The organism is Cellulosimicrobium sp. RS (assembly GCF_046159675.1).
GTDB lineage: Bacteria > Actinomycetota > Actinomycetes > Actinomycetales > Cellulomonadaceae > Cellulosimicrobium > Cellulosimicrobium funkei.
Genome location: NZ_JBJXVU010000008.1, coordinates 141,180 through 155,743, shown reverse-complemented (window position 1 = coordinate 155,743; position 14,564 = coordinate 141,180). Strand labels below are relative to the sequence as shown.

The following is a 14,564-nucleotide window of genomic DNA, read 5'->3' as shown; positions in this document are numbered from 1 at the left end:
GCGCCCCCGGCGGGCTCAGACCGGGGCGCCGAGCGCGGAGCCGAGCGCGCGGTCCATCGTCGCCAGCGGCGCCGTCCTGCCGGTCATGAGCCGCACCTGCTCGGCCGCCTGGTGCAGGAGCATGCGCTCACCGCCGACGACGGTGCCGCCGCCCGCGGTCCAGGCGACGGACAGCGCGGTGGGCCGGGGGTCGTAGACGACGTCGAGGAGGACCCCGCCGGGCGTCGCCCCGGCCCGGGACAGCGCGTCCGCCACCGGGTCGGCGGCACGCGACGGCAGGGTGGCCACGACGGCGTCCGTGCGCGCGAGGCGGTCGACGACCGCGGGCGACGCCGGGTCCAGCACCTCGAACCGCGGCTCGACGCCCATGCGGTGCGCGGCGCGCTGGAGGCTGCCCGTGCGCCCGAGCGAGCGCACGAGGACGGTCGGCGCCGCGCAGCCCAGCTGCGCGAGCGCGGCGAGCGTCGAGGCGGCGGTCGCGCCGGCGCCCAGCACGACGGCGGAGCGCACCTCCCGCTCCCCCAGCCCCTCGCGCAGCGCCGCCACGAGGCCGTGCACGTCGGTGTTCGTCCCGACGAACGTCGGTCGCGTCCCGCCCGTGGGCTGCACCACGAGCGTGTTGACCGCCCCGACGACGTTCGCGAGCGGGTCGACGTGGTCCAGCAGCGGGATCACCGCGTGCTTGAGCGGCATGGTCAGGCTCAGACCCGCCCACGAGGCGTCGAGGCCGTTGACGAAGGCCGGCAGCTGCTCCTCGGTCGTGTCGATCGCCTCGTACGACCACCCGTCCAGCCCGAGCGCGTCGTACGCGGCACGGTGCAGCACCGGGGACAGCGAGTGCGCGACGGGGTGACCGAGGACGGCCGCCCGTCGCGGCGGGCGCGTCGCGCTCACCCCTCGTTCTCCTCCAACCACTGCCGGTACTCCTGCTTGAACTGCTCGAACTCCGCGTACTTGTCGGTGAACTTCGTCTCTCCGGTGTCCAGGTTCACGGTGACGTACCAGAGCCACGGACCCTCCGGCGCGTTGAGGACGGCCTCGACGCTCTCCCGGCTCGGGCTCCCGATCGGGGTCGGGGGCAGCCCCTTGTGGACGCGCGACGCGTACGGGAGGTCGGGATTCTGGAACTCCTCGGTCGTGATCTGGCCGGCCGGCTTGCCCAGCCCGTAGACGTCGATCGCGTCCATGCCGAGCGGCATGCCGTCCTCGATGCGGTTGTAGATCACTCGAGCGACCTTCTGCCGCTGCTCCGCGTTCTTGCCCTCCCACTCGACGATCGACGCCATCGTGAGCACCTCTTGGAAGCGCTCGGGCGCGACGCCGAGCTCGGCGAGCTCGCTCGTGGTCTGGCTCACCATGCCCTGGATGATCCCCGTGGCGGTGACGTCGCCCGGCTCGAGGACGTACGTCGTCGGGTAGAGCCAGCCCTCGTAGTTGCCGTTCGCCTCGGCGGGCAGCCCCGTGGCGGCGGTGTCGGCCATGGCCGCCTCGAACTCCGCGACGGAGATTCCCGTGACGGAGGACGACCGCTCGAGGATCTGCTTGACGGTGTAGCCCTCGGGGATCGTGATCTTCGTCTCGACGCGCGAGTCGTTCGCCACGAGACGCGCGACGGCGTCCTTCGCGGACATCCCGAGGAGCAGCGTGTGCGTGCCCGGCTGGATCTTGCCGGCGTTCGGGTTCTCCTCGAACGCGCTGGCGAACGCCGCGGAGCTCGCGACGACGCCCGCCTCGGTGAGCACGGCCCCCATGTCGCGGCCCGTGGACCCGGGCTCGATCACGACGTCGACGGGCTCGGTCCCCGGGCCGTCGAAGTCCTTCGCCTCGAGCGGGTTCGCGAACCCGAAGAGGTCGGAGGCGTTGTTGAGCAGGAGGTAGCCCGCTCCGCCCACCACGAGGAGCGAGACGAGCAGGACCACGAGGGCCCGGCGGCGCCGGCGCTGGCGTCGCTTCTTCGCGGCCCGGCGCGCGCGCTGCTCGGCGCGCGAGGAGCGCGCGGGCTGCTGCTCGCCCTGGACTGCGGGCCGTTCGAACAGGTCGGTCACGGTCGGTGGTCTCCTGTCGGGTCTACAGGTTCTCCGGCGCGCACCCCCGCGCCCCGCTCGGCCTCGAGAGCGGATTGCAGAATGATAACGGCGGCGGCCTGGTCGACGACGCTCCGGTGCTTGCGCCCGGCGCGTCCCGACGCGTGCAGCGCCTGGTGGGCGCTGACGGTCGTCATCCGCTCGTCGACGAGGTGCACCGGCACCGGTGCGACGACGCGAGCCACCGCACCAGCGTACGCCCGCGCGCCCTGGGCGGCGGCGCCCTCCCCGCCCGAGAGGTGCCGCGGCAGGCCCACGTACACGACCTGGGCGTTGCGCTCGTCGACCTCGGCCGCGATGCGGGCGACGTCGGCGGGGACCGCCGCGCCGCCGCGGGTGTCGCGCGCGAGGGTCTCGACGGGGGTCGCGACGAGCCCGTCGGGGTCGCTCGCAGCCAGGCCGACGCGGACGCTGCCCACGTCGACGCCGAGGCGCGCCCCCCGCGGGAGGGGGGCGCGCCCGTCGTCGGCGGGCTGCACGAGCAGGCCGGTCACGCGCCGGCCGCGGCGCCGTCGCGCACGCCCCGGAGGGCGGCGGGCAGCGCGGACACGTCCGTGCCGCCGCCCTGGGCCATGTCGTCCTTGCCGCCGCCCCCGCCGCCGAGCGTCTGGGCCGCGGCCTTGGCGAGCACGCCGGCGCGCAGCCCGGCCGCGCGCGCGGAGGCGTTCGTCACGACGACGACCTGCGGGCGGCCCTTGGCGACGCCGCCGACGGCGACGACCGCAGGCTCCGCCTCGCCGAGCCGGCCGCGCACGTCGAGCGCGAGCGCGCGCAGGTCGTCCGCGGACGCGACCTCGCCGGCGTCGTGCACGACGACGCGCGTGCCACCCACGAGCTCCGCCCCGGCGGCGAGCGTGCCGGCCGCCGCGAGGAGCTGCGCCTGCCGGAGCTGGGCGAGCTCCTTCTCGGCGTCGCGCAGGCGCGACACGAGCGTGCTCACGCGGTCGGGCAGCTCCTCGGTCCGCACGTTGAGCAGGCCCGTGAGCTGGCCCACGAGCGCGTGCTCCTTCGCCTGGAAGCCGTACGCGCCGTCCCCGACGAGCGCGTCGACGCGCCGCACGCCCGAGCCGATCGACGACTCGCCGAGCAGCGTGACGAGGCCGAGCTGGCCCGTGCGCTGCACGTGCGTGCCCGCGCAGAGCTCGCGCGACCAGTCGCCGCCGATGGAGACGACACGCACGGTGTCGCCGTACTTCTCGCCGAACAGCGCCATCGCCCCCAGGGCGCGCGCCTCGGTGATCGGCATGAGCTGGTCGGTGACCTCGAGGTTCTCCTGGAGCTGGGTGTTGACCCGCTCCTCGATCTCCGAGAGCGCGCCCGAGGGCACGGCGGACGAGCGGCGGAAGTCGAAGCGGATGCGGCTGGGCGCGTTCTCCGACCCGGCCTGCGTCGCGTCCTTGCCGAGCGACTCCTGGAGCGCCTTGTGGATCATGTGCGTCGCCGAGTGGGCGCGGCTGATCGCCTTGCGGCGGTCGCGGTCGATCGTCGCGGTTCCGGGGTCGCCGAGCGCCGCGGTGCCCTCGACCAGGCGGCCGCGGTGCACCGACAGGCCCTTGATGGGGCGCTGCACGTCGTCGACCTCGATGGTCGCGCCGCCGTCGAGCACGATCGTGCCGTGGTCGGCGAGCTGGCCACCGGCCTCCGCGTAGAACGGGGTGCGGTCGAGCACGACCTCGACGTCCGCCGGGGCCGTCGCGGCCGGGGCGGGGACGCCGTCGACCAGCAGGCCGGCGACGCGCACCGCCGCGGACGACTCGGTGTACCCGAGGAACTCCACGGGCGCCGCGAGCTCGGACGCGAGCGACTCGTACGCGGCCGTGTCGACGCCGCCGGAGCGCTTCGCGAGCGCGTCGGCGCGCGCCCGCTGGCGCTGCTCGGTCATGAGCGCGCGGAACGCCTTCTCGTCGACCTGGACGCCCTGCTCGGCGGCCATCTCGAGCGTGAGGTCGATCGGGAAGCCGTAGGTGTCGTGCAGCGCGAACGCCTGGTCGCCGCCGAGCAGCGGCGTCCCGCCCGAGCCGGCCGCGGCCTTCGCCCGCGACACGGCGGTGTCGAGGATCGTCGTGCCGGCCGTGAGCGTGCGACGGAACGCGTCCTCCTCGGTGTAGGCGACGTCGGAGATGCGCGCGAAGTCCGTCGCGACCTCCGGGTACGACGGCGCCATCGCGTCGCGGCTCACCGGGAGCAGCGCGGGCATGGCGCGGTCCTCGACGCCGAGCAGGCGCATCGCGCGCACCGAGCGGCGCAGCAGACGGCGCAGCACGTAGCCGCGGCCCTCGTTGGACGGGCGCACGCCGTCGCTCATGATCATGAGCGCCGAGCGGACGTGGTCGGCCACGACGCGCATGCGGACGTCGTCCTCGTGGTTCGCGCCGTAGCGCTTGCCCGAGAGCGCCTCGGCCGCGGTGATGACGGGGAACACCTCGTCGATCTCGTAGAGGTTGTCCTTGCCCTGGAGCAGGTACGCGACGCGCTCCAGGCCCATGCCCGTGTCGATGTTCTTGCGCGCGAGCTCCGAGACGATCCGGAACTCCTCCTTGGATTTCACGTCGTCGATCGCGTACTGCATGAAGACGAGGTTCCAGATCTCCAGGTAGCGGTCCTCGTCGACGACGGGGCCACCCTCCTGACCGAACTCCGGACCGCGGTCGATGTAGATCTCCGAGCACGGGCCCGCGGGGCCGGGCTGGCCCGTGGACCAGTAGTTGTCCTTCTTGCCGCGGGCCTGGATGCGCTCGTCCGGCAGGCCGGCGATGCGCTTCCAGAGCTGCCGCGCCTCGTCGTCGTCGTGGTAGACGGTGACCCACACGCTCTCCGGGTCGAAGCCGTACTTCCCCTCCTCGCGCGCGCCCGTGACGAGGTCCCAGGCGTAGGTGATCGCGCCTTCCTTGAAGTAGTCCCCGAACGAGAAGTTGCCGTTCATCTGGAAGAACGTGCCGTGACGCGTCGTCTTGCCGACCTCGTCGATGTCGAGGGTGCGCACGCACTTCTGGACGCTCGTCGCGCGGTCCCACGGCGGGGTCTGCTCCCCCGTCATGTACGGGATGAACGGGACCATGCCCGCGATGGTGAACAGCGTGGACGGGTCCGGGGAGACGAGCGACGCCGACGGCACGACGGTGTGGTCGCGGTCGGCGAAGTAGTCGAGCCAGCGCTTGCGGATCTCGGCGGTGCGCATGATGTCCTTCGGAAAGAGGTCGGTGGTCGTGCGGGGTGGTGCGGTGGGCGCCGCGGGCTCGGCGTCCTAGAAGGAGTAACCGAGCAGGTCCTCGACGTCATCCGCGTCGTCGAACGCGTCCCGGTCGGCGCCGGCGGGGCGCGCGTGGCGTCCGGCCGCGCGACGCGCGCGGACGGCGTCCGGGTCCTCCTGGCCCTCGGCGAGCAGCGCCGCCATGAGCTCCTGCTCGCGCGCGTCGCGCGCGAGCACGAACTCCGTGCGGAAGTCGCGGGCGATCTCGACGACCTTCTCGCCGAGGCCGTTCACCTGCTCCGTCGCCTGGTCCACGAGCGACGCCGGCGCGTAGCGCGCGAGGACCTTCTTGCCGCGCACGACGACCACGACCGTGATCGCGACCCCGACGCCGATCCAGAAGACCCGGCGCATCAGCGCGACCCCTCGGCGCGGCTCGCGGAGCTGCTCGACGACCGCCGGCGGCCGAACGAGCGCGCGGCAGCCTGGCGCACGCCGTACGTGAACGCGGCGACCTTGACCAGCGGCGCACCGAACGTGGCGGCGTACAGGCCCGTGAGCGCGGAGACGTTCTCGCTCACCTGGGCGGCCGACGTGGTGATGGTGTCGACCTTGACGAGCTGGCTGTTCGTCGTGGCGACGGTCGTCGCGGCCTCGTCGAGGATCGGCACCGAGTGGTCGGTGACCTCCTTGATGCTCGCGCGCGCCTCGTCGAGCACGCGGCCGAGCTTGAGGAGCGGCACCGCGAGCAGGCCGACGAGCAGCACGAAAGCGACGGCTGCGATGAGGCCGGCCACATCTCCCAGGGACATTCTTCCTCCAGTGCCAGTCACGGTGCCGCGGGCGCGGCACCCGCGCGCCGTGCGCGCGGGACGGTCGTCGCCGCGGGCTCCTCGCGGACGTACCCACGGCTCCGCGAAACACTACCCGCACCAGGGCGGGGACCGTCGTCGGGCACGGCGCAACGGCGCCCTCGCGGGGGCGGGCCGACGCACCGGCCCGGACGCACGAACGCCCCGCTCGCCGACGAAGCGGTGAGCGAGGCGTCCGGAGCGGGACTCAGCGAGCGTAGTACTCGACGACGAGCTGGACCTCGCACTGCACGGGGACCTCGGCGCGCTTCGGGCGACGCGTGAGCACCGCGCTGAGCTTCTCGAGCTGGACGTCCAGGTAGCCCGGGACGGCCGGCAGCACGTCGCGGTGCGCGCCCGCGGCCGCGACCTGGAACGGCGTCGTCGCCTGGCTCTTCGGCTTGACCTGGAGGGTCTGGCCGGGCTTCACGCGGAACGACGGGCGGTCCACGATCTTGCCGTCGACGAGGATGTGGCGGTGCGTGACCGCCTGGCGTGCCTGCAGGATGGTGCGGGCGAAGCCGGCGCGGAGCACGAGGGCGTCGAGACGCATCTCGAGGTTCTCGACGAGCGCCTCACCGGTCAGGCCCTTGTCCTTGCGGGCGTCCTCGTACGCACGCGCGAGCTGCTTCTCGCGGAGCATGTACTGGGCGCGCAGACGCTGCTTCTCGCGGAGACGGACCGCGTAGTCCGACTCGGTGCGGCGGCGGGCGCGGCCGTGCTCACCCGGGGGGTACGGGCGCTTCTCGAAGTGCTTGACGGCCTTCGGGGTGAGGGCGATGCCCAGGGCGCGGCTCAGGCGGACCTGGCGGCGCGAGCGCTTGACAGACGTCACAGCGGTATCTCATTCCTGTCGTTCGGGTTCTGACGTCACACCTGGTCCCGAGAACCGGGTCCGGGTGCGGGACCAGCCGATGGACCGCGCGCTCCACCGCGAGGAGGGGCGAGGGGTCGGGGCCGAGGTCCCAGGTGGTCGCCGTGAAGGCAACCTGAGCAGTCTACCGCACGTGGGGCGTCGTGGTCCCCGCCCTCGTCAGCGCGCGGGGCCGTCCTGGTCGAGGATGTCGCGGATGCGCCCGAGGCGCTCCGTGACCTGCCGCTCGTACCCGCGGTCCGTGGGCGTGTAGTACCGCGACCCGACGAGGGAGTCCGGAAGGTACTGCTGCGCCGCGACACCGTGCGGCGCGTCGTGCGCGTACCGGTAGCCCGCGCCGTGCCCCAGCTGCTTGGCGCCCGGGTAATGCGCGTCGCGCAGGTGCGGCGGGACGGAACCCGCCCTCCCGGCCCGCACGTCCGCGAGCGCTGCGTCGATCCCGAGGTAGGCGGCGTTCGACTTGGGCGCGGTCGCGAGGTGCACGACGGCCTCGGCGAGGACGATGCGTCCCTCGGGCATGCCGATGAGCTGGACGGCCTGGGCGGCGGCGACGGCGGTCTGCAGGGCCGAGGGGTCGGCCATGCCGACGTCCTCCGCGGCGGCGATGACGATGCGGCGGGCGATGAAGCGTGGGTCCTCCCCCGCCGCGATCATGCGGGCGAGGTAGTGCAGCGAGGCGTCGACGTCAGAGCCGCGCATCGACTTGATGAACGCGGACACGACGTCGTAGTGCTGGTCGCCGTCGCGGTCGTACCGCACGGCGGCGACGTCGACGGCGCGCTCGACCGCGTCGAGGTCGACGGGCACGGGCGGGGGGCCGGCGTCAGGCGTGCCGCTCCCCGCACCCTCGGGGAGCGCGGCGTCGTCGTCGGCCGGGACGGCCGTCGCGGGCACGGGCACCGGGGCGTCGGACAGCGCGGCGCCCGCGGCGGCCTCGAGCACGGTGAGCGCCTTGCGCGCGTCGCCGCCCGCGAGGCGCACGAGGTGGTCCTCGGCCTCGTCGGTGAGCGCGACGAGGCCGCCGAGCCCCCGCTCGTCGGCGACGGCGCGCCGCACGAGGGCACGGACGTCGTCGTCCCCGAGGGGCTGGAGCGTGAGCAGGAGCGAGCGGGAGAGCAGGGGCGAGTTCACGGAGAAGCTGGGGTTCTCCGTGGTCGCCGCGACGAGCGTGACCCAACGGTTCTCGACGCTGGGCAGGAGCGCGTCCTGCTGGGACTTGGAGAAGCGGTGCACCTCGTCGATGAAGAGGACGGTCTCCTCGCCGCCGGTGGCGAGGCGGCGCCGGGCGTCCTCGACGACGGTGCGCACGTCCTTGACGCCCGCGGTGACGGCGGAGAGCTCGACGAAGCGGCGGCCGGAGGCGGTCGCGATGAGGTAGGCGAGCGTCGTCTTCCCGGTGCCGGGCGGGCCCCAGAGGATGACGGAGCCGGGTGCGGCGCGGCCGCCGGACGCGTCGCTCTCGCTGCCGGACCGGATGAGCCGCCGCAGGGGCGAGCCAGGCACGAGGAGGTGGGACTGGCCCGCGACCTCGTCGAGGGTGGCGGGGCGCATGCGCACGGCGAGCGGGGCCCCCGGTCCGGGTCGCGGCGTGCCCTGCGCGCCGGACGTGGCGGCACCGAAGAGGTCGCCGCCGAAGAGATCACCGGTGGACATGGCTCGAGCCTACGCACCGCCGCCCACGCGGCGGTGCCGGGTCGAGGAGGTCGGGTGAACGTCCGGCCCCGGGGCGTGGGGGATCTGACACGCGGCGCGGGCGGGTGGGATGCTGGCGCTCGTGTTCTCGAGCCTCGGTCGTCGTGTCGCCCGCCACCCGCGTCTCACCGTCGTCGTGTGGGTCCTGCTGACAGCGCTCGGCTTCGCGCTGGCGCTGTTCGGCGTCCACGGGGAGAGCGTGTTCGACCGTGTGACGACGGGCGCGCCGACGATCCCGGGCTCGGACAGCGAGCGGGCGTCGCAGGTCCTCGCGGAGAACGACGAGGGCGGGACGGAGATCACGCTCCTGGTGTCCGGCGTCGACCCGGCGGACCCGCAGGTCGTGGAGGCGATGACGGGGGTCGACGCCGACCTCGTCGCCATCGAGGGCGTGGACACGGTCATCGACCCGTACGTGATCCCGGGCGGCGTGGAGGACCCGGCGGCGCAGTCGCTCGTCGCGCAGGACGGTCGCGGCTTCCTCTCGGTCGTGACGCTGCGCACCGACCTCGACGCCGAGCGCACCGACGCGGTCGCGGACCGCGTCGTGGAGCAGCTCGAGGCCGTGCCGGACGTGCTCGCGGACGCCGCCCCGGAGGCGGCGGGGGACGCGACGGGCCTCGTGGGGTCGAACGGGCTCATCGTCGAGGCGATCACGAGCCAGGTGAAGGAGGACCTCACGACGGGTGAGGCCGTCGCCCTCCCGGTGGCGCTGCTCATCATGGTGCTCGTCTTCGGCGGGTTCCTCGCCGCGGCGATGCCGATGGCCGGGGCCGTCGCGTCGATCGGTGCCGGTCTCGGGGTGCTGCTGGGCCTGACGTACGTGCTCGACGTCGACGCCTCCATCGTCAACGTCGTCACCCTGCTCGGCCTGGGCCTGTCCATCGACTACGGGCTGCTCGTGGTGTCGCGGTTCCGGGAGGAGCTGCACCGGCTGATCGAGGCGGGCGACGACCCGTCGCTGCGCCGGCGGCGCGGCGACGGCGTGGTGCACGCGGCGCTCGTGCGCACCATGGAGACCGCGGGCCGCACGGTCGCGTTCTCGGCGCTGACGGTCGCGATCTCCATCGCGGGGCTCATGGTGTTCCGCCCGGACATCCTGCGCGCGGTCGGCGCGGCCGGGCTCGGCGTCGTGCTCGTGGCCGTCGCGACGGCGCTCACCCTCGTCCCGGCGCTGCTCGCGTACTCGGGCCGTCGCCTCGCCCGCCCGGGGCTGCTCGGCCGGGTCCCGGGCCTGCGCCGCGTGCTCGCCCGGACCGCGGACGTGCAGTCGGACGAGGGCGCGTTCTCCCGTCTCGCGGGGCGCGTCCAGCGGCACCCGCTGTGGGTGCTGCTCACCACGGCGGCGCTCCTCGTGGTCCTCGCGCTGCCGGTGCTCGGGCTGCAGCTGCGGAACTCCGGGATCGAGCTGCTCCCCCAGGGCTCTCCCCAGCGCGAGTTCGTGGACGAGCTCGCCGCCCAGTACCCGTCGAGCGCGGGTGCCCAGGTCGTCGCCGTCGTGGACGCGAGCGTCGAGGACGCCCAGGCGTGGGCCGACGACGTGGCGGCGCTCGACGGGGTCGAGAGCGTCGACCCGGCGGCGCCGCTGGGGTCGTACGCCGTCGTGGGCGTGCACGTCGACGCGGACGACGCCGGTGGCCCGGAGGCCGTGTCGGTCGTGCGGGAGGTCCGCGCGACGGACCCGGGCTTCGACGTGTGGGTCACCGGCCAGGCGGCGGGGCAGGTCGACTTCCTCGAGGCGCTCGGCGAGCGCGTGTGGTGGGCCGTGGGGATCGTCGTTGGCGCGACGCTCGTGCTGCTGTTCCTCATGACCGGCTCCGTCGTCGTGCCGGTGAAGGCGCTCCTGACGAACGCGCTGTCGCTCGCCGCCTCGCTCGGGGTCCTCGTGTGGGTCTTCCAGGACGGTCACCTCGAAGGGCTGCTGAACTTCTCGTCCGTGGGCGGGATCGAGACGTACGTCGTCGCGCTCGTCGTCGCGTTCGCGTTCGGTCTCGCCATGGACTACGAGGTGTTCCTGCTCGCGCGCATCAAGGAGCTGTACGACGCCGGGCTCTCCAACGACGAGGCGGTCCGCCTGGGCCTGCAGCGCTCCGGGCGGATCATCACGTCGGCGGCGGCGATCATCGTCGTCGTGTTCGCGGGCTTCGTGTTCGGCGACCTGCTCGTCATCAAGGAGGTCGGGTTCGCGCTCGCCGTCGCCGTCCTCATCGACGCGACGATCGTGCGCCTCCTGCTGGTCCCCGCGACGATGACGCTGCTCGGGCGGTACAACTGGTGGGCACCCGGGCCGCTGCGCCGGGTGCACCGTCGGCTCGCGATCACCCACTGAGACGCTCCGACCGGCGGGGACGGTTCGTGCGCGGGCACTCCCGCGGGCGGCTACGGTAGGCGGCAGACTCAGTCGCACGGGGGGAGACGGATGGCGGACAACACACGCACCGCAGTCATCGTCGAGGACGACGCGGAGATCCGTGATCTCCTGCAGACGGTGCTCGGTCAGGCAGGCTTCGTCACCGAGGCGGCCGCGACCGGCGTCGAGGGCGTGGAGCTCGTCCGGCGGACCGACCCGGTCGTGACGACCCTCGACGTGAGCCTGCCCGACATCGACGGGTTCGAGGTGTGCCGGCGCATCCGTCAGATCTCCGACACCTACATCGTGATGCTCACCGCGCGCACCGACGAGATCGACACTCTCATGGGCCTGGACGCCGGTGCCGACGACTACCAGACGAAGCCGTTCCGCCCGCGCGAGCTGCGCGCCCGGATCGAGGCCCTCCTGCGGCGCCCGCGACGCGGCCTGCCGTCGGACGGTGCCGACGCCGCCCGGCCCGCCCCGGCGGACCACGAGCCGACCCTCGTGGGGTCGGACGGGCTCCTGCTGGACGTCCCGCGCCGCACCGCCACGGTCGACGGCGAGGCCGTCCACCTCACGCGCAGCGAGTACGACCTCCTGGGAGCGCTCGTCGAGGCGGCGGGTCGCGTCGTCAGCCGCAACGAGCTCGTCCGCGTCCTGTGGGGCGAGGAGTACGACGCCGGCACGTACGTCACGGACGCGGACCGGCGCAGCGTGGAGGTGCACATCGCGAACCTGCGCCGCAAGCTCGGCGACGGTCCGTCGTCGCCCCGGTGGATCCGCACCGTGCGCGGCGTCGGCTACCGGTTCGACCCCACGGGCTGACCGACGGCGGGCGGCGGGTCGCCGAGCAGCAGCGCCACCTCGTCGCACGCGCTGCGCGCGGCGGCCCGCAGCGTCGCGAGCGCGCGCGCCTCGTCCGCGGTCGTGCGGTGCCCGGCGCGGTGCCGGTCGAGCACCGCGGAGGCGGCGTCCCCGACCTCCGCGGCCCCGACCATGAGCGACGTCGACCGCACCGTGAGCAGCGTGCTGCGCGCCTCCTCGTCGTCGCCCCGGGCGAGCGCGACCGCCGCCGCGTCGACCCGTGGGACGACGAGGTCCCGGTACGCGACGAAGAAGCGCCGGACCGCCTGCACGTCGCCGTCCAGGTCGTCCGTGAGCGCCGTCCACGCCTGGCGCAGGTCCTCCCTCACGTGCGGGGGCCGTGGTGGCGGCCCGGGACGCCCCGGGTCTCGTCGGGCGTGCACCGATCACGGTCGAGCCGGGCGCCGTGGGGCGCAGGCTCGACGACGTCGACCGCGTCGCGGTCGGTGAGCAGGGCGGTCATGAGTGCCTCGTTCTCGTGGTGTCCGACGGGATCGATCCTGCGCGCCCTGGCGCGAGGGACCCGCCGCGTCGGCGCAGCGAAACCTCAGGATCTGCTCAAGATCCTGAGCTCGCGGCAGCGGGATCAACAGCTTCCGGACGCGCGGAGGGCGCGCCACCCGGCAGGGTGGCGCGCCCTCGGCGTCGAGCGTGCTGGGGTCAGGCGTCCGTGCGCCCGCTCTCACCGGTCGTGTCGCCGTCCGCGCCGCCCTCGGTGCCGCCGTCGCGCGACGGGGCGGCGGGCTTCGCGTCGACGCCCGCCTCCTTGCGCTGCTCGGGCGTGATCGGGGCCGGTGCCTGCGTCAGCGGGTCGTACCCGCCGCCCGACTTGGGGAACGCGATGACGTCGCGGATGGAGTCCGACTTCGTCAGCAGCGCGACGATGCGGTCCCAGCCGAACGCGATCCCGCCGTGCGGGGGCGCACCGAACTTGAAGGCGTCGAGCAGGAAGCCGAACTTCTCCTGCGCCTCCTCGGGCCCGATCCCCATGACGTCGAAGACGCGCTCCTGCACGTCCCGACGGTGGATACGGATGGACCCGCCGCCGATCTCGTTGCCGTTGCACACGATGTCGTAGGCGTAGGCGAGCGCCTCGCCCGGGTTCTGCTCGAACGTGTCGACCCAGTCCGGGGTGGGCGACGTGAACGCGTGGTGCACGGCGGTCCAGGCGGAGTGGCCCAGGTCGACGTCGTCGTCCTCACCGGTCGGCTTGAACAGCGGCGCGTCGACGATCCAGACGAACGCCCACGCGTCGTCGTCGATCTGACCCGTCCGCTTCGCGATCTCCTGGCGCGCGGCGCCGAGCAGTGCGCGCGAGTCCGACGTCTTGCCCGCGGCGAAGAACACGGCGTCCCCCGGCTGCGCGCCGGTCGCGTCGCGCAGGCCCTCGCGCTCGGCGTCGGACAGGTTCTTCGCGACGGGGCCGCCGAGCGTGCCGTCCTCGCCGAACGTCACGTACGCGAGGCCGCGAGCGCCGCGCTGCTTGGCCCACTCCTGCCACGCGTCGAACTGGCGACGCGGCTGCGAGGCCCCGCCCGCCATGACGACGGCGCCGACGTACTCGGCCTGGAACACGCGGAACGGGGTGTCCTGGAAGTAGTCCGTGAGCTCGACGAGGGGGTTGCCGAACCGGAGGTCGGGCTTGTCGGACCCGTACAGCCGCATGGCGTCGTGGAAGGTCATGCGCGGGATGGGCGTCGGGATCGTGTACCCGATGAGCTCCCACAGCGCGACGAGGATCTTCTCGGCGAGCGCGATGACGTCGTCCTGCTCGACGAAGCTCATCTCGACGTCGAGCTGCGTGAACTCGGGCTGGCGGTCGGCGCGGAAGTCCTCGTCGCGGTAGCAGCGCGCGATCTGGTAGTAGCGCTCCATGCCCGCGACCATGAGGAGCTGCTTGAACAGCTGGGGCGACTGCGGCAGCGCGTACCAGGAGCCGGGCGCGAGGCGCGCGGGCACGAGGAAGTCGCGCGCGCCCTCGGGCGTCGAGCGGGTGAGCGTCGGCGTCTCGATCTCGACGAACTCCTCGGCGTCGAGCACGCGGCGTGCGGCCTGGTTCGCCTTGGCGCGCAGGCGCAGGGCGTGCGCGGGGGCGGGCCGGCGCAGGTCGAGGTAGCGGTGCTTGAGGCGCGCCTCCTCGCCGATCGTCTCGGTGTCCGCGAGCGCCGTCGACACCTGGAACGGCAGGGCCTCGGAGGTGTTGAGCACGACGACGTCGGTCGCGACGACCTCGATCTCGCCCGTGGGCAGGGACGGGTTCTCGTTCCCGTCGGGGCGGCGCGAGACCTCGCCCGTGACCTGGAGGACGAACTCGTTGCGCAGCGGGTGCGCGACGGCCTCGTCGCGGATGACGACCTGGGCGATGCCGGAGGCGTCGCGCAGGTCGATGAAGGCGACGCCGCCGTGATCGCGCCGACGGTCGACCCAGCCCGTGAGGGTGACGGTCTGACCGGTGTGCTCGGCCCGCAGTGAGCCGGCCGTTCGGGTGCGCAGCACGGAGGGTTCCTTCCAGGTGGGCGGTGGGGGGTCGCGCTCCCGGAGCGGGGGCGCGTCCGCTGAAGTCTAGTGCGGGCGGGCGGGCGGCTCGACCGGATACCTCCGACCGGAGGCGGTCGACGGTCGGCTCTCGACCGGCGGGGGCGACCGGATACCGTGG

At 73.8% G+C, this 14,564-nt stretch carries 13 protein-coding genes; 2 read left to right on the top strand and 11 right to left on the bottom strand.

Annotated features, from left to right (window positions below; genetic code table 11):
- Positions 1-15: 15 nt before the first annotated feature.
- The 8 genes from ACI769_RS13790 to ACI769_RS13755 all read right to left on the bottom strand — a co-directional run bounded on the left by ACI769_RS13790 (position 16) and on the right by ACI769_RS13755 (position 8,652).
- Positions 16-894, bottom strand: a complete 879-nt coding sequence (locus ACI769_RS13790; protein ID WP_409141754.1) for a shikimate dehydrogenase — start codon at positions 892-894, stop codon at positions 16-18.
- Positions 891-2,045 (bottom strand): endolytic transglycosylase MltG, encoded by a 1,155-nt coding sequence (gene mltG / locus ACI769_RS13785; RefSeq protein WP_034654989.1) that lies wholly within the window; start codon positions 2,043-2,045, stop codon positions 891-893. Before mltG ends, ACI769_RS13790 begins: the two co-directional genes overlap by 4 nt.
- Positions 2,042-2,578, bottom strand: a complete 537-nt coding sequence (gene ruvX, locus ACI769_RS13780) for a Holliday junction resolvase RuvX (RefSeq protein WP_409141753.1) — start codon at positions 2,576-2,578, stop codon at positions 2,042-2,044. The genes mltG and ruvX overlap by 4 nt, the downstream gene beginning before the upstream one ends.
- A complete protein-coding gene (gene alaS / locus ACI769_RS13775) occupies positions 2,575-5,262 on the bottom strand; it encodes an alanine--tRNA ligase (protein WP_175008586.1) in 2,688 nt (895 codons plus the stop codon). Before alaS ends, ruvX begins: the two co-directional genes overlap by 4 nt.
- A gap of 66 nt (positions 5,263-5,328) precedes the next feature.
- The gene (locus ACI769_RS13770) at positions 5,329-5,688 is read right to left on the bottom strand and encodes a hypothetical protein (RefSeq protein WP_144682685.1); all 360 of its coding nucleotides are present in this window, start codon (positions 5,686-5,688) and stop codon (positions 5,329-5,331) included.
- A complete protein-coding gene (locus ACI769_RS13765; RefSeq protein WP_211933590.1) occupies positions 5,688-6,086 on the bottom strand; it encodes a DUF948 domain-containing protein in 399 nt (132 codons plus the stop codon). Before ACI769_RS13765 ends, ACI769_RS13770 begins: the two co-directional genes overlap by 1 nt.
- A gap of 247 nt (positions 6,087-6,333) precedes the next feature.
- Positions 6,334-6,960 (bottom strand): 30S ribosomal protein S4, encoded by a 627-nt coding sequence (gene rpsD / locus ACI769_RS13760; RefSeq protein WP_021483439.1) that lies wholly within the window; start codon positions 6,958-6,960, stop codon positions 6,334-6,336.
- Positions 6,961-7,158: 198 nt separating this feature from the next.
- Positions 7,159-8,652, bottom strand: a complete 1,494-nt coding sequence (locus ACI769_RS13755) for a replication-associated recombination protein A (protein WP_061267269.1) — start codon at positions 8,650-8,652, stop codon at positions 7,159-7,161.
- Positions 8,653-8,773: 121 nt separating this feature from the next.
- Between ACI769_RS13755 and ACI769_RS13750 the strand changes: the two genes are divergently transcribed.
- Both ACI769_RS13750 and ACI769_RS13745 read left to right on the top strand, forming a co-directional pair.
- Positions 8,774-11,020: an MMPL family transporter gene (locus tag ACI769_RS13750; protein WP_409141752.1), complete on the top strand. Its 2,247-nt coding sequence runs from the start codon at positions 8,774-8,776 to the stop codon at positions 11,018-11,020.
- A gap of 90 nt (positions 11,021-11,110) precedes the next feature.
- Positions 11,111-11,869 carry a response regulator transcription factor gene (locus ACI769_RS13745; protein WP_061267267.1) on the top strand — a complete coding sequence of 253 codons (759 nt, stop codon included), beginning with the start codon at positions 11,111-11,113 and terminating at the stop codon, positions 11,867-11,869.
- Here the strand turns inward: ACI769_RS13745 and ACI769_RS13740 are convergent.
- The 3 genes from ACI769_RS13740 to aspS form a co-directional block, all read right to left on the bottom strand.
- Positions 11,845-12,237, bottom strand: coding sequence for a hypothetical protein (locus ACI769_RS13740; protein ID WP_085387988.1), 393 nt, complete (start codon positions 12,235-12,237; stop codon positions 11,845-11,847). The genes ACI769_RS13745 and ACI769_RS13740 overlap by 25 nt on opposite strands.
- A complete protein-coding gene (locus tag ACI769_RS13735; RefSeq protein ID WP_158097192.1) occupies positions 12,234-12,371 on the bottom strand; it encodes a hypothetical protein in 138 nt (45 codons plus the stop codon). The genes ACI769_RS13740 and ACI769_RS13735 overlap by 4 nt, the downstream gene beginning before the upstream one ends.
- Positions 12,372-12,568: 197 nt before the next feature.
- The gene (gene aspS / locus ACI769_RS13730) at positions 12,569-14,404 is read right to left on the bottom strand and encodes an aspartate--tRNA ligase (protein WP_409141751.1); all 1,836 of its coding nucleotides are present in this window, start codon (positions 14,402-14,404) and stop codon (positions 12,569-12,571) included.
- Positions 14,405-14,564: the final 160 nt, after the last annotated feature.